The organism is Paenibacillus sp. FSL H8-0034, from assembly GCF_038000305.1.
Lineage (GTDB): Bacteria > Bacillota > Bacilli > Paenibacillales > NBRC-103111 > Paenibacillus_S.
The window spans coordinates 7,470,294-7,490,836 of record NZ_JBBOBS010000001.1; the positions used below are offsets into that span (position 1 = coordinate 7,470,294).

Genomic DNA, 20,543 nt, shown 5'->3' on the forward strand with positions numbered 1-20,543 from the left:
TTGCTGGCCTATTATTTTTCGGAAAATGATTACGCGGTTCCAACATTCATCATACAATTTGCTCAGACACATCATTATTATTTATTTTGCAAAGTTAAATCCTTGATTTCAACCTTTTCTTTGGCGACCAGTTCCATGTAATTTTTGCCCCAATCATACATCGAAACCAAAATCGGCATCAGGCTTTGGCCAAGCTCGGTGAGCGAATATTCCACTTTGGGTGGTACAACGGGATAAACCTCTCGATGCACGATCAGGTCCTCTTCCAGCTCTCGCAGCTGACTAACCAGCATGCGCTGGGTAATGTCAGGTATTAACGACTTCAATTCACCAAATCGTTTGGTCCCCTCTTTGCCCAAATACCACAAAATCAGCATTTTCCACTTACCGCCAATAACACTGAGCGTTAGCTCTTTTTCGCAATTAAAGGTCTTTTCATATAGGTGTCCCATCGAATCCCTCCTCGTATTTCCTATTATAGCGTACAGTATACTTTTAGGCACTATATAAGATTAAAGTGCGTACTTACAAAAAATATATATTACAGATATACTAATCCCTGTACAAAGGAGATTAACCCAATCAACTATAATAGGAGTGAATCATTTATGAAATTGCAATTAGCGTTAGATCTTGTTAACATTCCCGATGCCATCCAATTGGTTAAAGAAGTTGAAGCGTATATTGATATCGTTGAAATAGGAACACCCATCGTTATTAATGAAGGGCTGCACGCGGTAAAAGCAATCAAGGATGCTTATCCGAACTTACAGGTTTTGGCTGATTTAAAAATAATGGATGCTGGCGGTTATGAGGTTATGAAAGCATCCGAGGCTGGTGCTGATATTATAACGGTGCTTGGAGCCAGCAATGATGCCACGATCAAAGGAGCTGTAGAAGAAGCACGTAAGCATGGAAAGAGCATTCTCGTTGATATGATCAATGTGACCGATCTGGAGAAACGTGCTGTAGAGATTGATGCCTTGGGGGTCGATTACATCTGCGTACACACAGGCTATGATCTTCAAGCAGCGGGGCAAAGTCCTTTTGAAGAGCTTCGTACGGTCAAACGTGTTGTGAAAAATGCCAAAACTGCTGTTGCTGGCGGAATCAAGCTTGACACTTTGCCAGAGGTCATTGCAGCTCAGCCAGATTTGGTTATTGTCGGCGGCGGCATTACCGGACAGGAAGACAAAGCAGGCACAGCGGCAGAAATCAGACAGCTAATTAACCAAGGGTAATCGATCCGATGAATGTGACTGAATATACCTTAGAAATCATGGGCGAGCTGCAGCGTTCGGCAAAGCTAATGCTTGGCACGAGCAGCACTGGCAGTGAAGCATTGGTAGCAGCTATTATTCAATCCCGTAAAATTTTTGTGGCGGGCGCAGGGAGATCTGGCTTAATGGTCAAAGCGTTTGCTATGCGATTGATGCACCTTGGACTGGATATCCATGTTGTAGGTGAAACGGTAACACCAGGACTTGGTAAAGAGGATTTGCTCCTTATTGCCTCCGGGTCCGGTGAGACCAAAAGCCTCTTGTCGATGGCAAAGAAAGCCAAAGAGCTGGAAGCCAAGCTTGCCATAGTTACAATATACCCCGAATCTACTATTGGACGGTTAGCCGACATCAGGATTAGCTTGCCTGGCTCACCCAAGGATCAATCGGAAAGCAGCTACCACACGATTCAACCCATGGGTTCCCTGTTCGAGCAGACACTTCTTATTTTCTTAGATGCTACTATATTAAGCTTGATGCAGAAGCAAGGACTCGATTCCAGCTCGATGTATGGCAATCATGCCAATCTGGAATAGTGATGTAGAAATTAAAAAAAAGCAATCACTGGCCAACGACCGGTTGATTGCTTTTTCAGGTTGAGAGGACAGAATGATTACTTGGTTAAACGCTCTATTGCGGGGACTGTAAAGCAGGCTATCTCGACAGGCAGCCGATCTAACGCAAACCACTGCACATCTCCGACAGCACCGTCCGGCTCCATGTTGCGTAATGCTCCACCACAAATTTTCACTTCATAGATCACCGATATCCAATGCTCATTTCGTTCTGGCCGTATGGTTTCCGCCATGCATAGAAGACCCATCACTTCAACATCCAGATTTACCTCTTCCTTAATCTCACGGATTACACAACTCTCTAGCGATTCATAAAGATCCAATTTACCGCCTGGAATACTCCAAGTACCTTTTTCAGGCTCACGATTCCGCAGTACAAGCAGAATCTCATCCTGCTCGTTGCGGATTACAGCCCCTACACCCACTTGCGGTATACATAAGCGTTCTGTAGTCATTCGCACCCTCTTTTCACCTATAGATCATTCTAACGGTCAGCAGGAAATACGAGTCCTATCTGCCTTCTCGCTTCATCCATAACATCCATTGTCCAAATGGAATGTTGATTGGAATTAATAGCTGATTCCCGTTCACCGCGGTTTAACACATTAATAAATTCCTGAACCTCATAGTACATGAATGCATGAAACTGCGGCTTCGACACGTCATGTATCGAACCATCTCGATATCGAATCTCCACCTTCTCCGGTGTATTGATTTTATCAATGACCATCGTCCCGTTCTCTCCCTGAATTTCAGTTGGTACATAGGATGAGCTGATTTTGGAATGGGTAATGACCGCATCCATATCGGGATATTTCAATATAAGACTGCCTTGTCCGTCAACACCGGATTCGAGCAGCAATCCGTTAGCCTGAACCTGTAGCGGTTGTCCGAACAGCACCACCATCGGATATAGGCAGTAAATACCCAAGTCCATCAATGAACCATTGGAAAATATTGGGTTAAAGGCATTCAATATCGTTCCCTGCTTATAGGCATCATAACGTGATGAATATTGGCAATAGCTTGCTGTATACCGACGAATCTGCCCAAGCTCAGGCAAGTGCTCACGGATCGCCTGAAAATTAGGAAGCATGGTAGATAGCAGTGCCTCCATTAACAAAACATGATGTTTACGTGCAGCCTCAAACATGGCTCTGACTTCATTACTATTGGAAGCAAGCGGTTTTTCACATAAAATGTGCTTGCCATGCTCCATCAAGAAAATCGCCTGGCTGGCGTGAAAAGAATTCGGACTCGCGATATATACCGCATCGATCTCCTCACTATTCGCCATACTCTCCAAATCGGTAAATAGATGAGGTATATGATGCTTGGCTGCAAAATCCTGTGCCTGCTGCCATGTACGAGAAAATACAGCGGTTAAGGCGAAATCTTCACACTCACGTGCCGCAGCGATGAATCTCTCGGTAATAAAGTTCGTCCCAATTATGCCGAAACGTATCATATCCATTCGTCATCCTTTCCTGATGAAGCTCGTCCATATTAAAAAGCCTTGACTCCCTCTCATATTCCGGACTTCTATGGTCCTTACAGAACATGAAATGAAATCAAGGCTTGAACCATTTCCGTATTTAATAAAGCAGTCTTATTCGGCTGCCTGCAGGCACTCGACGATCAGCTTGTTCACGAGTCCCGGGTTGGCTTTACCCTTCGTTTCCTTCATGACTTGTCCGACGAGGAAGCCTACAGCTTTATCCTTACCTGCCTTGAAATCGGCTACGGACTGTGGATTATTGGCGATAGCCTGCTCGACTGCCGCTTTAATCGCACCTTCGTCGCTGATTTGCACGAGGCCCTGCTCTTCAACGATTTGTGCAGGGGCTTTGCCCGTTTCCAGCATCGCCTTGAAGACGGTTTTGGCAATTTTACTGCTGATCGTGCCTTTTTCCAGCAATAAAATCATTTCGCCCAAGCCTTGGCCAGTAATCGGAAGCTGTTCAAGCTCTTGATTATTCGCGTTCAAATAGCCAAGCAGATCACCCATAATCCAGTTCGATACGGCTTTGGCGTCTTTTGTGTACTTCAAGCTTTCTTCAAAGAAATCGGCCAGCTTGATCGAGGAGGTAATGACCTGCGCATCGTAGCTCGGCAAACTGTACTCACTAACATAACGGGCTTGCCGTGCATCCGGCAGTTCCGGAATTGAAGCGCGGATTCGAGCCTTCCAGGCATCATCAATATATAAACGCACCAGGTCTGGGTCCGGGAAGTAGCGGTAGTCGTGAGCCTCTTCCTTGCTGCGCATCATGATCGTCTTGCCTTGGGCGTCATCCCAGCGGCGTGTTTCCTGAATGACCTTGGCGCCGCTGTTCAATACTTCAGCCTGCCGCCATTCCTCATACTCCAAGCCCTTCTGCACCCCACGGAACGAGTTCATGTTCTTCAACTCAGCACGAGTACCGAATTCAGCCTGATCGTAAGGACGAATACTGACGTTGGCATCGCATCGCAGCGAGCCTTCCTCCATCTTCACATCGGACACGTCACAATACTGCATAATCGCCTTCAGCTTCTCCAAGTAAGCACGAGCTTCCTCTGGCGAACGCAGATCTGGTTCTGATACAATTTCAATCAATGGAGTACCCACACGATTAAAATCCGCAAGGGTCGTGTAACCGCCATCTACGTGAGTCAGCTTGCCTGCATCTTCTTCAAGATGAACACGGGTCACACCGATCCGTTTCGTCTGACCATTGACTTCAATATCAATCCAGCCGTGCTCACCAATCGGTTTATCGTATTGGGAAATTTGGTAGGCTTTTGGGGAATCCGGGTAAAAATAGTTTTTACGGTCAAATTTGCTATCTGTAGCAATCTCGCAGTTGAGCGCCATTGCCGCTTTCATTGCATATTCAACGGCTTGCTTGTTGAGCACCGGCAAAACGCCCGGGTAGCCCAAACAAACGGGACAAGTATGCGTGTTCGGTGGTGCTCCAAAGGCGGTGGAGCATCCGCAAAAGATTTTGGACTTCGTATGAAGCTCGACATGAACTTCCAGCCCAATGACCGTTTCGTATTTCGTTTCTGTTGCTGACATGCAGGTGTATTCTCCTTTCATCCTAAGGTGTTACAGCTGGGGGCGCTGCTTATGGAAGTCTGTATGTTGTTCAAAAGTATGAGCTACCCGTAAAATCGTCGCTTCGCTCAATGCTTTACCGATAATTTGCAAGCCGATAGGCAGGCCGTCAGCAAATCCGCAAGGAACACTGATAGCCGGAACGCCAGCAAGATTCACTGGAATCGTTAAAATATCGTTTAAGTACATCGTTAACGGATCATTCACCTGAGAACCCACCTTAAAGGCGGTAGTAGGCGCAGTAGGCCCGATTACGACATCATAGTTCTCAAACACGTTATCAAAATCCTGCTTGATCAAAGTACGCACCTTTTGAGCCTTCAAATAATAGGCATCATAATAACCCGAGCTGAGTGCATAGGTGCCAAGCATAATGCGGCGTTTTACTTCCGGTCCAAAACCTTCGCTCCGTGATCTGTGATACAGGTCCAGCAAATTCTTCGGATTGTCGGCACGAACGCCATAACGAACACCGTCGAAACGGGCCAGGTTAGAGGATGCTTCCGAGGACGCCAGTAAATAATAGGTAGCCACTGCATATTCAGAATGCGGTAAGGATACTTCCTCGACCACGGCACCAAGACTCTCCAGCACTTTAAGCGCGGACAGCACGGATTCACGGACAGCCGGATCGATACCTTCACCCATATATTCCTTCGGAAGCGCGATTCTTAAGCCTTTTACGTCACCGCTCAGGGCGCTAATATAGTCAGGAATATCCACGTTTGCAGAAGTCGAATCCTTCGGGTCATGACCCGCGATCGTTTGCAGCAAGTAGGCACTGTCTTCCACGTTTTTGGTCAAGGGACCGATCTGATCCAACGATGAAGCAAAGGCTACCAGACCGAAGCGGGACACGAGGCCATATGTAGGTTTTAAGCCGACAATACCGCAATAAGCAGCCGGTTGGCGAATTGATCCTCCCGTATCGGAGCCCAAGGAAAAGTAAACCTCTCCTGCAGCCACAGCCGCAGCCGAACCGCCGCTTGAACCACCTGGCACATATTCCGTATTCCATGGATTGTAGGTGATCTGGAAGCTCGAATTCTCATTGGAGCCGCCCATCGCAAATTCATCCATATTGAGCTTACCAATGGAAACAGCCTGCGCATCCTTCAGCTTCGATACTACAGTTGCATCGTAGACCGGGTTAAAGTTACGCAGAAACTGGCTCGCACAAGTCGTTGTAACGCCTTCTGTGACAATATTATCCTTAATCCCGATCGGCAAGCCGAACAGCAGCCCTCGACTTTCACTCTTGTCCAGCTGCTCGTCCAATGTAGCTGCAGTCGTACGCGCATTCTCCTCATCCAATTTCAAAAAAGCTTTTACTTTACCGTCAACTTGTCCAATCCTTGTATAGGATTCGTTCACAAGATCGGAAACGGTGATTTGTTTGGCTTTCAATTGGGTATGTATCTCTTGTAACTTAAGATCGAATAAAGACAAAACCGCGTCCTCCCTTTCAATAATCTATTCATATTACTCCAATACTGCAGGCACTTTGATTTGACCTTCTTCTTCATCCGGCGCGTTCAACAGCACTTTGTCTATCGGCAAGGATGGTGTGGACACGTCTTCGCGCATCACATTAACGAGCGGCACCGGATGACTCGTTGGTTCGACGTTATCGGTATTAAGTTCATTTAATTGCTCCGCGTATTTTAAGATCGCGTTCATCTGTTCGGTGAACGTTTGTTTTTCTTGCTCACTGAGCTCAAGTCTGGCCAATTTGGCTACGTGCTCAACGTCTTTGATTGTAATGCTCACTGAATGGCCCCCGTTTCGTTATGGATGACATGGGTATTGCGTTTTTATCATTATAGACTAGATGGAAATTGAACTCAATTGTTTTGACATAGTAACGAAAAGAAAAAAGACCCCTCGCGGAGTCCTTTTCAACGGTGAATTTGATTTGGTACTACTGCCATGAATCCTTTTGAACCTTAGGTCTTACCAACATCAACAATATGCAGTATGGGTACTACAATAACGTCTCTGCGGCACATCCCCTCGCTTCACTTTAGATTCTTACAACTTCCCTGGAATGTTTCGTTAGATAGCCCAACGGAACCACACCTCTCTTATCACCGTTGAATGTATTATGGCTATTGCGATTCCTTTTTATTCGTTCTTCTTAATTGAGTATATAATATTTAATAAAATCACAAGTTAACTGAGCAACACCCTATCCGCATTCCAAAGGAGTGTTTATTGCGATGAGCCAATCGAAAAGCCGTAAGGAAAATCAATGGAAAATTCGTAAGCAAGCACAAAATCCCCATGGAAAAATTAAATCGCTGGAGGAACACTCCAACGAATATGATGCGGGAAAATAATAAAGTCGACCTCACATACCTTTCAAGGCTATGCGGGGTCGCTTTATCCCTATATTCAAAAAATAAAAACTCTTCGATACATATATTCCCAAAGTGTTCTAATCATAATTGAACGGCTTGATTGGATGGCTTCACAAAGTTCGTTAAAATATAGCGTGCCACTGGACCTACAATTAGTAATTGTGCTGGATAAGCTACTACAAAGTTTAATAGTAAAAGATTAGCATAATTGCTAAGCAGTGAGCCTTCAATACCACTCGTAAATATTTTTGATATTAATCCATAAACCGACATAACTGAAACCATACCGACTACCATACAAGTTGAAATGGCAATTATATTATAGATTTTCTTCGATTTATTATAAGGCAGCTTGAACGCAATTTTTCGAGCAATAGTCCCAACAACAAATGCTTCTATAATAAATGCGATAATAAATGTTAAGGCATATAGGCTAAAGCCTTTTAGAAATGTCATTTCCCTCCATAGACCCTCAAGAGTGATATTATAGGCAAACATAATACTTACCATACCGAATACCATCATCAATCCAAAGATTATTTCTTCTTTTTTGTTACTAGGCAAATTGAAACATCCTTTCATTTCTGAGATGGTTTTAGTATATCTACTGAAATTTTTTTTCGTAAGTGAACATTTCGTGAATGTACATTAATAGGCCAACTCATTGGAATCCAAAGCAAACCCTCATCCATATTGAATGAGGCTTTATGAGCAGTTCTTATTCGAGTTAAAGCGCGATTCTGTTAATGGTCATCTCACAGCATAGTCGTTCTGTTCACATTTTTCATTTTCCAAAAGCGAATGGCCAAATCCAGTCTTAAACGCACCTCTGCATCATTCATATCGATTTTCAAGATCTCACTAATCCGTTCCAGTCGATAAAGTACAGAGTTACGATGAATAGACAACTCCTCGGCGACTCGCTTCGTGTTATTTCGCTCTCTCAGAAAAGCTTCCAGGGTGACTAACAGATTCGTTCCATATTCTTTATCATAAGCCTCCAAGGGAGTGATAAACGTTTGCGTCAATACCGCGAGTACGGGGTGATCAGCCGAATCCATCAGCAGCTGCTCAATAAGTACGTCATGGATGTGAACAACCGCCTGATGGGGCAAAGACCCTTCACCGATAGCCAAAGCCTTCTGAGCCTCCCGGCTGCTGTCAGAAAGATTCACCAGCCGCTCAACAATGCCTCCTACACCACATACGAGGCTTAAATCCTCCTCAAGCCTGATGGCTTTTTTCAGCAGCTCCTGTACATACTGCTCTGTTTCCCTTCGCTGGCTCTCGATATCCTTATGAACCGAGCTGCAGAGAATCATAACGCGGCCGTTCACCTCCACGCCTTTGCGTGTAATGCTGCGAGGCGTGTTAATTTCGCGTACCATCCAATTATTGATCCTGCCGATTTGTTCCGCATCAAGGGTCGTCCGACCAAAAGGTTTAATGACAATAACATAGATGTAGGGCCCTTGAGGAATAGCCAAACGTTTGGCTCGGTAGCGCAGCAGCTCTTCCTCGTGGTTTAGACCCGACAGCAGCTCTACAAGAAACACTTCCTGCTCCCGTTCCAATTGAAGCTGCTGGGACTGCCGTATGGTAAATTCAATCGCCAGTACCGTAACTGCATGATCCAGACAGCTCTGTTCAAAATGATCCTGCTCACTCAGTTTCCGGGTGATCGACAAATATCCAAAATTGCGGCTTCCCACACGAATATTATGCTTTTCGGCAATGTCCGTTTTTTTAAATTTGGCGGTACTGCTTTCAATCTCTTCCTCTTGGTTCAATACAGCCACTTCACAATGCAGGAGCTGTCCAATCAGGACAACGAGCTCCGTTGTTCGCCGATTTAATACCAAATTCGTAAACTGCTGATTTACTTCCTGCAGCTCGCGAAGCATGTAGGCTTGGCGTTTCAGAATTTGATCCAGTATCGAGCGCGTCATATCCATAAAAGGGATTTCAAGCGGTATATCGAATAAAGGTATTTTATAGATGTTGCTTTTGTAAATCGCTTCCTGAGGTATATCCTGTATATAGCGTCTCATCTTGATCCCTACCGCCGAACCGCCAACCCTATGCATTTCATCTAGTAGAAGGCAAAGCATATTCGGATCATGGCGGAACGAATACCCTGTCGTCAGGATCAGTTCATTAGGACGAAGCCATCCGGTCAGATCGGGCGTCTCCATACTATCGATATAATAAATTTCATTGGCTACGCCTTCATGTCCAGAGATAATTTTGGCACCTTGAAACAATGGCATTTGCAGCAAATCCTGCACGGTAAACGGAGCATTCTCCATACTCTCACCTCATGTACGTTCTGAACTCGGTTTTATCGATCTTATCACAGTTCCACTCCAATTTAGTATGACATATATGCAAAAAAATAAAAGATTGCCGCTATCAGCCTTTACGGCTAAATGATTGGCAATCTTGAGGAATGTCTATATGAGCTGAACTAACGTGCTGCCAGTAAGGAGGCGCTGCGCAAGCAGAAGCTGCAAATTAATGAAAATGAGGCCCGCTCCCCTTCGTTTCTCGGGAACGTACTCCTGGTTCCCCGTTCGATTGTTTAATTAGGTAGATGTCAGCCAAGGCTTCTATTGACCGCGCGTCGCTTCCTTCTGTGACCAGTTGGCTAAGGATATCCCTGACATCGATACCATATTTCCCGAGCAGCGGAAGCGAAGTAAACAAGGAGCTGCCTCGGATGCCAAGTGTGCCGAGAGCAAGTGCACCCCGCTCAATAAATTGGGGAGCCGGCATCACCTGCTTCATCATATCATCAGCAGCCTGTAGAAGGATGCCTGCGTTCGTGCCTGTGTCATAACCCATTTTATGCAGAGCGGCAGCAAGCACTTCCGTAGGGGCATTGCCAGCACCGGCGCCAAAGCCAGCCAGGCAGCCATCCACCAGATCGGCTCCTTCTTCGACAGCGACAAGTGTATTGCCTACGGCCAAGCCAAGGTTATTGTGGCCGTGAAATCCGATACGAACCGATAAGTGATGACGTAGTAGACTTACCTTGAACCGAACCTCGTCGATGGTCATCGCTCCCGCTGAATCGACGATATAGATCACATTCGCTCCGAATGCTTCGAGCATACGTGCCTGCTCCAATAGCTGCTCTGGCGAGCATGTCGAGCTCAGCATCAGGAAGCCAAACGCTTCAATGCCAAGGTCTGCCGCTCTTTTGATATAGCGGTGCGCCAGATCGGCTTCCGAGGCCAGCGTCGCAATACGTACCGTACTTATTCCCATTTGTACAGCCTGCTCCAGATCCGTTAACCTCCCAACGCCAGGCAGAAGCAGCGCCGCGATATTCACCTGTTGTGCTGCTGCTTTTACAGAGCTTATAGCCTCCTCATCCGTAAGCCTGCTTTTACCGAAATGCAGACTGGAACCGCCTAGACCATCCCCATGGCAAACTTCAAGATAAGGAACATTCGCCCGCTCCAGGTAAGAGGCTATACGCGAAAGCGTATCGGTATCGTATTGGTGTCGAAGTGGATGACTCCCGTCTCTAAGCGTCGCATCCAAAATTTGTATAATCCGCTTACTCCCCATATGGGACTAACTCCTTTCTACATGACTCCGTCAGATTTAGACTCCAGCCTCAATGACAAAGGTCACGACCTGATCCGTGAAGCAAGGCGCGTATTTCAATCTATGCTCCGGTGTATGCAAGGAAATCTCAGCAGCCGTATTGGACAGCAGCTCAGCAATCTTGGAAGGCTCGAAGGCTCCAACCAATTGGAGATGCACGATGTAACGATGCACGGCTGTTTCTTCCGGGTTGAGGAAAACCATCGTTTTCGCCTGCATGGCCACACCCGGACCTGTGAGCACATGCTCTATGCTGCTGAGAAATTCATCCAAGCTGGCTCGCCATTCAGCATCTACAGCTTTACCGGGAATATCGCAAATCACCTCGGATTCCAATATTAGATAATGATTCGAGATCGTCGAAATGAAGGGCACAACAGCTTGAGCAGCCGGGAGCATCATTGGCATGTTGGCTCATCCTTTCTCATGGAAGCCAGAATCATCCTTTTTTCGTAAAAGCAGCTACGAACACATCCCGATAACCATCGACTGCATCAGGCAGAATAGCGCTAACTCCGTGCATGACCCGGTTATCATCGGCAAATATCAAATCAAACGGCTGCAGCGTTGTACTAATCAGCGGATTGCGGTCATTATCGTAGATCGTGCTTTCCCCACCAAGGACGTTCTCCCGTGCCAGGACCATCATCATAATGTACGTCACACCATCCCGGTGAACACCCTCTGGAGCCGGTTCTCCCTGCTCGTCGATTCTGGCTAATATGCGGATTTGATGAAGGGACACTTCCCAATCACTGGGGCCTTCCAATTGTTCTACTGCGTTAAAAGCCCATTGGAGAAGCCCTCTTAAAAATGTATTGTCCGTGACGATGCTCTCTTCCATAGGATCAAAGTGTCTTACGATTCCGCCGTTCAAGCTGTTGATTTCGGTTGGCTGGTAATAAGGGCGATCGTTGAAAACATGAAGGGCTCTGTCACTGGTGCTGTATTCAATAGTGGCAAACCGGCGAAGCCTGTAGGTTCCATTGTCCTTCATATACTTATCAATTGGCAGATTGTGAAAGCTGTCGATAAATCGCTCAGCGTCATCTTTTTGAAAAAAATCAGCCTGTGTAAAAAAATCACTCGTTAATGGGAAATAACCCAGCTGTGCAACGTGAGCGGAGACCTGCTTAACATCCAGTGTTGTTTGTAAGGTTGGTACAGAAGATTTCATAGTTGATATCGCTCCTTATATGAATGTTCGGATAACGGCTGCCAGACGAGGGATACCCTCGATAATTTTGTCCTCCGACATATTGGAAAAATTCAGACGCATCGCATGCTCATGACCACCATTCGGATAAAAGGAGCCTCCAGGTACAAAAGCGATCCCTTTTTCCAAGCTTTTTGCAAGAATCGCTCTCGTATTGACGGATGCCGGAAGCTCTACCCAGATGAATAATCCGCCTCCGGGTTTGCTAAATATAGCCGTTTCCGGAAATTCACGATCCATAACATCCAGCATGATATTTCTACGTTTTCGATACACATCTTTGATTTTAATGACGTTTTGATCCAAATCGTATCGTTCCAGATAAGAATGGATCACCTGCTGGCAAAAAGTTGACGTATGCGTATCCGCAGCTTGCTTGGCCATCACATACTTTTCCAGCCACTGCGGAGAAGCACACACCCAGCCGACCCTGAAACCGGGGCAGAGAATTTTGGAAAATGAGCCGAGAAACACGACCTGATCCTTCTGATCCAACGAAGCTAATGAAGGGAGCGGATCACCTTCGTATATCAATTCGCCATATGGATTATCCTCGACCACTACGATCTCATAATGACTGACAATCTCCATTAATTCCTTGCGTCTTGCCAGTGACCACGACCGACCCGTAGGATTCTGAAAATCCGGGATCACATAAAGCAGCTTCACCCGATCCGTAGTCTCCAGAATACGCGTTAATTCCTCCATTATCATCCCTTGATCATCTGTAGGCACCTCGATAAATCTGGGGTTATAGAGGCGAAAAGCTTGAAAGGCACCGAGAAAAGAGGGACTTTCGCACAGCACCACATCCCCTTCGTCGAGAAACAGCTTGCCCGATAGCTCGATTCCCTGCTGCGAACCGCTTGTGATCAAAATTTGCTGTGGAGAGCAGGCTTTATCGAACTTCGCCTGCATCCGCTGTGCAATCTGCTCTCTTAACGGCAGGAAGCCCTCCGTGATCGTATATTGTAATGCTTGCTTGCCGTGGTGCTTCAATACGTGCTGGGATACTTCCTGGATTTCCTCGATTGGAAACAATTCGGGAGCAGGCATTCCTCCGGCAAAAGAGATCATGCCCGGTTGTTCCGTCATTTTCAGAATCGCCCGAATATCCGAACCATTCAAATGCCTAGTTCTTTCTGCAAACATCACACTGCGATACCTCCCGTACTGTCAGATTGTGCCCCCGTATGTATATCATAAAGGCGCACAGTTCCATCCGTACAATACCTATATCGCATCCCATGCATGCAAACAAACTATAGGCTCTGATTGGGGAGATGTGTCTGGATATAGGCTATAAACTCACGTGAAGCATAGGAAAGATATTGATTACGGCGGTAAATGAGAGCCAGCTCCCAGACCATAGCAGGGGAGGTAATCGCAGCTGTATGAATGGGCAAATGCTTTAAGCGACTCGCCATTGATCTGGGAATCAACGAAATCCCCTGCTGATTCGCTACCATTTCACAAACCAGATCCCACATCGAGGACATATGGACAACCCTCGGTTCAAAACCGGCCTGCCAACAGGCTTGAATGACAACATCGTAAAGGACGAACTCTTTGGAGAACAGGATAAACGGTTCCTCCTCAAGTTCCTTTAAATCGACGGACTCCTTCGATGCCAGCCAGTGCTGACTGTCAACAATGGCAACCAAATCCTCCTTCAACAAAGAGAACGTACCATATAGCCCTGTATCCACAGGCAGCACCGTGACCCCAAAATCGATATGTCCATCATTCACTTGTACCTCCAGATGCTTGGCACTGTACTCGACCATTTGAATATCAATTCCCGGATATTGGCTCTTAAAGCCGACAATGATTTGTGGAAACAGCAGCGCGCCAACCGTAGGCATTAAGCCCATAACCACTTTTCCCCTTTTTACTTGAACCAGCTCATGGATCGACAACGATAAATCCTTCATCGACTGCATAATGTGTAAGGCTTGCTCATACACAAGGTGGCCAGCATCCGTGAGTTCAACCTCCTTCTCCGACCGGTTCAGCACGAGAACCCCCAGCTCATCTTCAAGGTTTTTGATCGTCTTGCTGATCGATGGCTGCGAGACCAACAAGGTTTGCGATGCTTTTGTAAAACTTTTGAGTCGGGCCACTTCTACAAAATAGCTCAGCTGTCGAATATCCATCACATCGCCTCCTCTAAACAAAAAGAACCGTATAGATAAAGTCCTATACGATTCCTCCATTTCACACGAGCAGCCTGCCCTCTTGTATAATCAGCTGTCCGTCGATATAAACATCCGGCTCATTCACGACTCCATCCACATGGACGCCAGCCACAATGGTACCGCCAAACGTGTGGTTGCTGCCGAAGGCGACATGAATCGTTCCATATACCTTCTCATCCTCCAATACAACGCCTGTAATCCTCGCTTTGTTGTTGGTTCCGATCCCAAACTCGGCGAGCATACGCCCTTCCTGGTCACCCAATATGTGCAGCAGCTTATCCGAGGCAGGACCTTCCACGTCGACCAGACGTCCCTCCTTGAGCGTGAGATGCAACGGAGCCTCCAGCTTGCCGATACCTGCAAAAGAACAGTCGACCTCAATCTGTCCCTCCGCAGTTCCTTCCACCGGAGCGGTATAAGCCTCTCCTGACGGCAAGTTTCCCCATTCTCCCGGGTTCAGGTAGACACCTGTGCTCGGATAGCCCTTTCTGCCTGCAATGGAAAAGGTGAGTGACTTGCCCCCCTTCTCAATGCGTACCGTGCTCCCGTTCTCCAGCAGCCCGGCTGCTTTGACGGAAAGCTCTTTGACCTGGGCATAGTCTGCCGATATTGCGCCCTCCAGAAACATGTCGGGTGTAATTCCCGGCATCGTGGCGATTCGCGCTCCACGTGCTACCGCTTCCTTGCGCGCCTTCGTATGTGTCAGCGAATGCTCGGTCACACAAACAATAACCTCGGAGCCTTTCATTGCCTCGCTTACGGCGGCTGGCGGCTCCTCACCCGATTTCCCTCTATCCCGCATAATAAGGAGCATGGCTTCAGCCTTCAGCTGTTTGCCTGCTAACCAAAGTGCCATACCCAGCTCCTGCTTGGCCTCATCGGCAACTACAAGAAAGGTTTCACCTGCCTTTAAGCCCAAGCTGTTGGTCAATATATGGATACTGATATCTGTCAATTCCTTGCTGCCTATCGATTCCATGCGTAATCATCCCTTCCATCATTTGAATATATAACTATTAATCGACTTGCCAATCACGTCTTCAATCGGCTGTAATAATGTGGGATTGCTCATCGTCGCGCTTAGAATCAGCTGTCCTCTTGGCACGTGAATGACGGCTACGGCCTGTCCTTTGGTAATCGCAGCCGATACGATCGGATGGGCGGTTCGGGCATCCAAAGTCATAATAAGATCAGGGAACGTTGCCAAGCGCTGACCGTCCTGTTCCAGTGTCATATATTCATTCCAGAACGTCAGCTCGTAATCACCGATCGTCACATGCCCGACATCCCAGCCACGATCCGTTGTTATTGCAAACTCACTAACCTCGCCTACAGCAACAACGCGTCCACCCAGCTTGCTGCAAACAGCATCAATTGCTGCCTCTCCCTTGTGGGTAAGCAGTGCCTCACCCAGCTCTATAGCCTGGCTGATCGCTCCCGGCGCCCCATTGGTCCGTGCATACTTGACTGTTACCGGATTACGCGCTACGGCGACCAGCCCACCGGCATCCACGGATACTCTTCTTATTAATGATGAGGTTTGTTCAATGGTTGCCGATACACTGACCTCCAAATACTGATTGCCTCTGCCTCCAGCTGCAGCTTGATGAGAAATATAGTCAGGTAATTCATGCAGGTTCATCGCACCCATAATAGAGGTTGGATGAGCCCTGCCGTTACATGCCAAGTCAATAATGGGAAGACCTGTGATCGCAGCCTGAAACCAGCCATTCACGGTCGTGTTCGCTCCGTTCTCATTGACGATGATCCCATCAATCGGCTTTTTGAACGATTCACCCAGCAATTCCATTGCCCGCAGACAATGAATCGGTTTGACGTGTTTATCCTTGGCGGCAGGTGCACCAACAATCGATGTGGTTAGAAGCGTAGCATCCTCATCCATTTCATCGGCAGTAAGCAGATGAAGAGGACCTACTTCCAACGCCAGCCTGCCGAGCTGCAGCCCATCCTCGATCCAGCCGCCTCCACCACCGCCAAGCACAGCGCCTCCATACACGGCATATTCCATCATTTGCTCATCCACACTTATTTTTCCCATCGTTTATCCCTACTTTTTTGCAAATTTGATTATCGAATTGAAGAAGCCATACAACGCATCACCAGCAATAAATCCAGCGGCAAGAATACCCAGAGGCGCTTCCGCTTCTTTTCCCTTGACCCTCAGTACAATGATGCGGATCAGAATACCGGATAACACAACCCATCCTGCATTAGGATTAAGAATTAAGAGGCCTGTGGCGAACAAAACACCGAGCTGCCGCTTGGAGCCGCCGATAATTTGCAGAATAGCTCCGGGTATCGCCCACAGAAAGAGCTGCTTCGCCACTTCTACAGATGCCCCAGCTTCAATCGTTTTGACGTACACCAGATCCACAGGAGGAATCAGGTTCCTCGCGAAAAATCCTTTATATAAAAAGAGTACGGTCAGCAAAGCGACACCAAAGGCTATCATGCCGGTAATATACTGCTGTTTGCGTCCACGCAGCTCGAGCTCTGGGTCACTGCCATTACCCCGTAAAATATAGCCTGTTTTCAAATCGTAGCCCATGTCCGCAAATGCAGGACCCGTCGCTGCGCTAAATCCTACCAAGAGCCCCAGTGCAACGGGAGGGAACCCCATCAGGACGCCCAAAATTAGCGTAATCAAAGCGACGGCGAACGCCGGAAACCATCCGGAATGCATGGCGGCAATGCCTACAATCAGTTCATGAAGATAGGCAGCCAATGCCGCGAATAAAAGAAACCAGATAAACATGCCGAACGACATTTGTGTTAACAGTCCACCAATTACAGCCAGAATCAAGGCAATAACCAGATAAGCCACGAAGCCAAATCCAAGGGTTCGGGTCGTTTCCTGATCGCTTTTCATCCCATCCGCCGCTTCCGATCCTTCGCCCGTTTGCTGCTCCTTGGATTGCCCCTTTTTGTTTTTAGCTTTATAAATGATCATCGTTGTCTGCACCAATGCCATAAGCCCCCCGCCAATCATAAATCCATGCGGAATATAGAGCAGATTCATATCAACGGCAAACAACGGTATCGAATACTGCCTTAGTAAGAGACCGCTTCCAAACATGGTTAATGCCCAAATATTGCCGATAAAAGCAACCCCAAAAGCCGACATGGAGAGACCAAAGTAGGCGCCCACAATTCCTCCAGTAGCCCCCAAGCCTAAGAGCACCGACCGTTTACCGCCCTTTTGAGCAGCTACGATAGCCTCTGCCGTCGCTACACCCGGTGGCCAGGCACCCGCCGCAGGAAACACCTTGGAATTAAACAGCTTATACAGCAGTGTTGCATCGAGAAACATCGCCAGAGCAGCACCGATCAGCATCGGCACGATCAATTCCGGCTTGCCCATGACAAACGGAATACCGATAGGAATCAACAAGCTGTTGGCTGCACCAAATGTTGCCGATGAAATCGAGGTTTGCATCAAGTTTTGACGATGGATGGACTTGAACATGGAGAAGGCAGGGATAGGAATCCGCCCTATCAGCATGGCAATAACAGCACCGATAATTGCGGTATTAGGGGTCAGCCCGAGCGAGGTCATGAGCTGCATACCGATAACTGCTCCTACAATTGCCAAAAAGATGTTCATGATCAAGGCAACGGGTTCAAATATCGTGGGGTGTTTATCTTTGTTTTTTTTGTTTTCATTCATATATAGCTGCCTCCCATGTTGAATATCCGTCCTATAAGCCAATCATCTGAATACATGTATATCTGCATTGAAAAATCACTCCTCACCCCCGCCTATCCCCGTAAATTAGAGCCCCAAAGCAGCTCCCTTAACATTACATGAATCTCACACAATACCTAACATCGATCATTAACTTACTTCAAAACTATAACAAAAGCAGACTCTCCTTCCTATGGGAAGCGTACCAAATGAACGAACGCATTTTTGGGCGCGAACACAAAGGTAACATGCTGCTCTCATTCAAAATAGCGTTTTCAACAAATAGGGGTTATGTAACAACCTTGTCATGTAAGTCCAAAAAATCGTATGCAGGTCCATGTCAAACCTTATATAATCAAAGGGATGAAGCTATTCATTATTTGGACTGAATACTATAATAAAACGTATACACTCAGACTTTTGTCAGGAGGCCACAACATGGATTGCTCTAACTGCAGCATTGCCAAGCCTATAGAAGATCACGGGACGCTTTTATTCATTTCTCCACAAATTCATCTGCTTGATAAATGTATAGAGGCATTTACGGCGGAACAGCAAGAACAGCCGCAGCCTTATAAGGAAGGCGACCGACACATCCTATCTACAGTGTACGCATCAAGGGAATTACTGTTAGAGGGGTTGAAACGGGTGAATGACAGGCTCACGGAAACCGAACAGCTGGACATACATATAGGTATGGGTTCTGATTCCTTTATTGCCGCCTCACAACCACTTCCGTTGAGTCACTTTTTTGCCCGGATCAAGCATCATTCTTTGGTCAGCATGATGACAGATGGTTTGTTCAGCAGCCATATGCAGCCGATTGTCGATATTCAGTCCCGGCAGGTGATAGGCTATGAATTTTTGCTAAGATCTGCGGAAGGACAAGCCCGCTTTAATCCATATGAGTTGTTTAGCGTTGCCCAACAAACCGGACTTCACTCGTTTCTGGATCGTGCGGCGCGTATCTCTGCAATAGAAACAAGCGCTCGGTATTTACCACAGGGGATTAAGCGGTTCGTTAACTTTTTGCCATCATCAATCTATAATCCAAATTATTGTCTCAGCCATACTTTTAAAGCTATTGAGAAAAATCATCTGGACCCACAGGACTTTGTCTTCGAAGTGGTTGAAACCGAACGTATCGAGGATATTGGACATTTGAAAAAGATCTTTGCCGTCTACCAGGAGCATGGCATGAAGGTCGCCTTAGACGATGTAGGATCTGGCTTTGCAACACTTGAGGTGTTGCCTGAGCTGATGCCGGATTTTGTCAAAATTGATCGGGGTCTCGTTGACATGTGCGATACGGATGAACACAAACAACAGACGATCAGCAATATTGTGTCTTGCTCACACCAATTCGGCGCCACGGTACTGGCTGAGGGTATGGAGCGCAAGGAGGAGTGGGATTTCTGCAGGTCGCTGGGGATTGATCTGGCACAGGGCTACCTGCTCGGAAAACCGTCTGCAGCTCCCTTGAATAAAGCTTTTGTCGAGCTATAGGAAATCCAAGCTATATGGAAGAGGTAAGGCAGGTATATCTATATATGCGAAAAAGCCTTCCTCCGACGATAACTCGTTCGGAAATGAAGGCAGTGTACAATACTATACGAAGGCTTGTGATTTAAATCCAAGCCTTTAAATTCACTTGTTTAATAAAATCAGCCTGGGATTGAACCTCGGAGCTCGGCTTCATCGTATCAGCCTCTTCCTGATCTTCCCCGTTCATAATTCGACGGAATAATTCTTCGTTCTTGGTAGCCAGTGCAAAATCGATCAGCGACTCACGCTGCAGTCGGTCCGCTTCCAGCTGAATCAAAATTTCCTCCAGCTCAATATCCGCAGCTGTTACAAAAAAATGCTTATTTATTTTGGGAACCCGCACTACATAATCAAAAACATTATCAGCGTTCCGATCGATAGCCATGATATAACCATATTCACTAACAGGCAAGTTTTGCTCAAAAGTGTCTGCCACGATAATTACTCTTTGTCCCAAACGCAACATATGCCATTCCTCCCCAAGATTGACGCGTCTCTTGCTTAGTATTCTATACAAATGTATGCCTATTAGCAAAATAATGATAGAGATCGACTTGATCACGAAGTTATACAGGAAGCTTATTCGACATCGAATCTTGCATTCAGGCTCGAAGTGCGGTGCTCATTTAGTTTTCGCCTAAATTCCGCTCCTCCTTCTTTACCTTCTTGCAACCTTCTCGGTGCTGAAATATCGACTTTTTGAACTCGCACTTTTAGGTAGTTTGTAATAATTGTTTTTATTCTAGCATCTTTTATAGGGTTAAGCAATGATAGACAAAAAGCAACGATACTTCGTTTCCAAAATGGCAGCCAACTGCGCTTTTTATAGTAAAAAGAGTCGAATCCACAAGTTCTATCCCGGTACACCCTGCCGCATGACAGGAAGAGGTTATCCATCAAGTCTGCTCGACTCTCGGATAACCTCAGCTGCATCAAACCCATAACGAT

The 20,543-nt window shown here is 46.7% G+C and carries 22 protein-coding genes; 4 read left to right on the forward strand and 18 right to left on the reverse strand.

The features are described from left to right. Positions 1 to 77: 77 nt before the first annotated feature. On the reverse strand, positions 78 to 452 hold the full coding sequence (locus tag NST47_RS33415; protein WP_076229918.1) for a winged helix-turn-helix transcriptional regulator: 375 nt from the start codon (positions 450 to 452) through the stop codon (positions 78 to 80). Positions 453 to 608: 156 nt separating this feature from the next. Here NST47_RS33415 and hxlA point away from each other — a divergent pair, with 156 nt between their 5' ends. After that, positions 609 to 1,241 carry a 3-hexulose-6-phosphate synthase gene (gene hxlA, locus NST47_RS33420; RefSeq protein WP_341158974.1) on the forward strand — a complete coding sequence of 211 codons (633 nt, stop codon included), beginning with the start codon at positions 609 to 611 and terminating at the stop codon, positions 1,239 to 1,241. 8 nt (positions 1,242 to 1,249) lie between these two features. Then, positions 1,250 to 1,816, forward strand: a complete 567-nt coding sequence (gene hxlB, locus NST47_RS33425) for a 6-phospho-3-hexuloisomerase (RefSeq protein WP_341158975.1) — start codon at positions 1,250 to 1,252, stop codon at positions 1,814 to 1,816. A gap of 77 nt (positions 1,817 to 1,893) precedes the next feature. Here the strand turns inward: hxlB and NST47_RS33430 are convergent, their stop codons facing one another. The 5 genes from NST47_RS33430 to gatC form a co-directional block, all read right to left on the reverse strand. Further along, positions 1,894 to 2,310, reverse strand: coding sequence for an NUDIX domain-containing protein (locus tag NST47_RS33430; RefSeq protein WP_341158976.1), 417 nt, complete (start codon positions 2,308 to 2,310; stop codon positions 1,894 to 1,896). A gap of 29 nt (positions 2,311 to 2,339) precedes the next feature. After that, positions 2,340 to 3,323 carry a Gfo/Idh/MocA family protein gene (locus NST47_RS33435; protein ID WP_341159807.1) on the reverse strand — a complete coding sequence of 328 codons (984 nt, stop codon included), beginning with the start codon at positions 3,321 to 3,323 and terminating at the stop codon, positions 2,340 to 2,342. A 141-nt stretch (positions 3,324 to 3,464) separates the two neighbouring features. Further along, entirely contained in the window at positions 3,465 to 4,916 is a 1,452-nt protein-coding gene (gene gatB / locus NST47_RS33440) for an Asp-tRNA(Asn)/Glu-tRNA(Gln) amidotransferase subunit GatB (RefSeq protein ID WP_240415071.1), read from the reverse strand. Positions 4,917 to 4,946: 30 nt separating this feature from the next. Then, positions 4,947 to 6,404, reverse strand: coding sequence for an Asp-tRNA(Asn)/Glu-tRNA(Gln) amidotransferase subunit GatA (gatA, locus tag NST47_RS33445; protein WP_341158977.1), 1,458 nt, complete (start codon positions 6,402 to 6,404; stop codon positions 4,947 to 4,949). A gap of 33 nt (positions 6,405 to 6,437) precedes the next feature. After that, positions 6,438 to 6,725: an Asp-tRNA(Asn)/Glu-tRNA(Gln) amidotransferase subunit GatC gene (gene gatC, locus NST47_RS33450; protein ID WP_262687009.1), complete on the reverse strand. Its 288-nt coding sequence runs from the start codon at positions 6,723 to 6,725 to the stop codon at positions 6,438 to 6,440. Between the two features lie 449 nt (positions 6,726 to 7,174). Here gatC and NST47_RS33455 point away from each other — a divergent pair, with 449 nt between their 5' ends. Continuing rightward, positions 7,175 to 7,294, forward strand: coding sequence for a DUF6254 family protein (locus NST47_RS33455; protein ID WP_240415068.1), 120 nt, complete (start codon positions 7,175 to 7,177; stop codon positions 7,292 to 7,294). 102 nt (positions 7,295 to 7,396) lie between these two features. Here the strand turns inward: NST47_RS33455 and NST47_RS33460 are convergent, their stop codons facing one another. The 10 genes from NST47_RS33460 to NST47_RS33505 form a co-directional block, all read right to left on the reverse strand. Next, entirely contained in the window at positions 7,397 to 7,879 is a 483-nt protein-coding gene (locus NST47_RS33460) for a DUF2798 domain-containing protein (protein WP_341158978.1), read from the reverse strand. A 191-nt stretch (positions 7,880 to 8,070) separates the two neighbouring features. Next, complete coding sequence (locus NST47_RS33465; RefSeq protein ID WP_341158979.1) at positions 8,071 to 9,624, reverse strand: PucR family transcriptional regulator; 1,554 nt, start codon at positions 9,622 to 9,624, stop codon at positions 8,071 to 8,073. Positions 9,625 to 9,829: 205 nt separating this feature from the next. Continuing rightward, positions 9,830 to 10,891 (reverse strand): 4-hydroxy-2-oxovalerate aldolase, encoded by a 1,062-nt coding sequence (dmpG, locus tag NST47_RS33470; RefSeq protein WP_341158980.1) that lies wholly within the window; start codon positions 10,889 to 10,891, stop codon positions 9,830 to 9,832. A 36-nt stretch (positions 10,892 to 10,927) separates the two neighbouring features. After that, positions 10,928 to 11,338, reverse strand: coding sequence for a hypothetical protein (locus NST47_RS33475; RefSeq protein WP_341158981.1), 411 nt, complete (start codon positions 11,336 to 11,338; stop codon positions 10,928 to 10,930). 31 nt (positions 11,339 to 11,369) lie between these two features. Continuing rightward, positions 11,370 to 12,107 carry a 2OG-Fe dioxygenase family protein gene (locus NST47_RS33480; RefSeq protein WP_341158982.1) on the reverse strand — a complete coding sequence of 246 codons (738 nt, stop codon included), beginning with the start codon at positions 12,105 to 12,107 and terminating at the stop codon, positions 11,370 to 11,372. A gap of 15 nt (positions 12,108 to 12,122) precedes the next feature. Continuing rightward, positions 12,123 to 13,298, reverse strand: coding sequence for an aminotransferase-like domain-containing protein (locus tag NST47_RS33485; RefSeq protein WP_341158983.1), 1,176 nt, complete (start codon positions 13,296 to 13,298; stop codon positions 12,123 to 12,125). A gap of 110 nt (positions 13,299 to 13,408) precedes the next feature. Beyond that, positions 13,409 to 14,302 (reverse strand): LysR family transcriptional regulator, encoded by an 894-nt coding sequence (locus tag NST47_RS33490; protein ID WP_076229905.1) that lies wholly within the window; start codon positions 14,300 to 14,302, stop codon positions 13,409 to 13,411. Between the two features lie 61 nt (positions 14,303 to 14,363). Next, positions 14,364 to 15,323, reverse strand: a complete 960-nt coding sequence (locus tag NST47_RS33495) for an aminopeptidase (RefSeq protein ID WP_341158984.1) — start codon at positions 15,321 to 15,323, stop codon at positions 14,364 to 14,366. Between the two features lie 18 nt (positions 15,324 to 15,341). Next, positions 15,342 to 16,403 (reverse strand): DUF917 domain-containing protein, encoded by a 1,062-nt coding sequence (locus NST47_RS33500; protein ID WP_341158985.1) that lies wholly within the window; start codon positions 16,401 to 16,403, stop codon positions 15,342 to 15,344. Between the two features lie 9 nt (positions 16,404 to 16,412). After that, complete coding sequence (locus NST47_RS33505; protein ID WP_341158986.1) at positions 16,413 to 18,032, reverse strand: OPT/YSL family transporter; 1,620 nt, start codon at positions 18,030 to 18,032, stop codon at positions 16,413 to 16,415. A gap of 456 nt (positions 18,033 to 18,488) precedes the next feature. On the opposite strand from NST47_RS33505, the gene NST47_RS33510 reads away from it, so the two are divergent. Beyond that, on the forward strand, positions 18,489 to 19,556 hold the full coding sequence (locus tag NST47_RS33510; protein ID WP_341158987.1) for an EAL domain-containing protein: 1,068 nt from the start codon (positions 18,489 to 18,491) through the stop codon (positions 19,554 to 19,556). A gap of 121 nt (positions 19,557 to 19,677) precedes the next feature. Here the strand turns inward: NST47_RS33510 and NST47_RS33515 are convergent, their stop codons facing one another. Continuing rightward, on the reverse strand, positions 19,678 to 20,061 hold the full coding sequence (locus NST47_RS33515) for an ATPase (RefSeq protein WP_076229902.1): 384 nt from the start codon (positions 20,059 to 20,061) through the stop codon (positions 19,678 to 19,680). A 113-nt stretch (positions 20,062 to 20,174) separates the two neighbouring features. Beyond that, complete coding sequence (locus NST47_RS33520) at positions 20,175 to 20,537, reverse strand: hypothetical protein (protein WP_341158988.1); 363 nt, start codon at positions 20,535 to 20,537, stop codon at positions 20,175 to 20,177. Positions 20,538 to 20,543 lie beyond the last annotated feature (6 nt).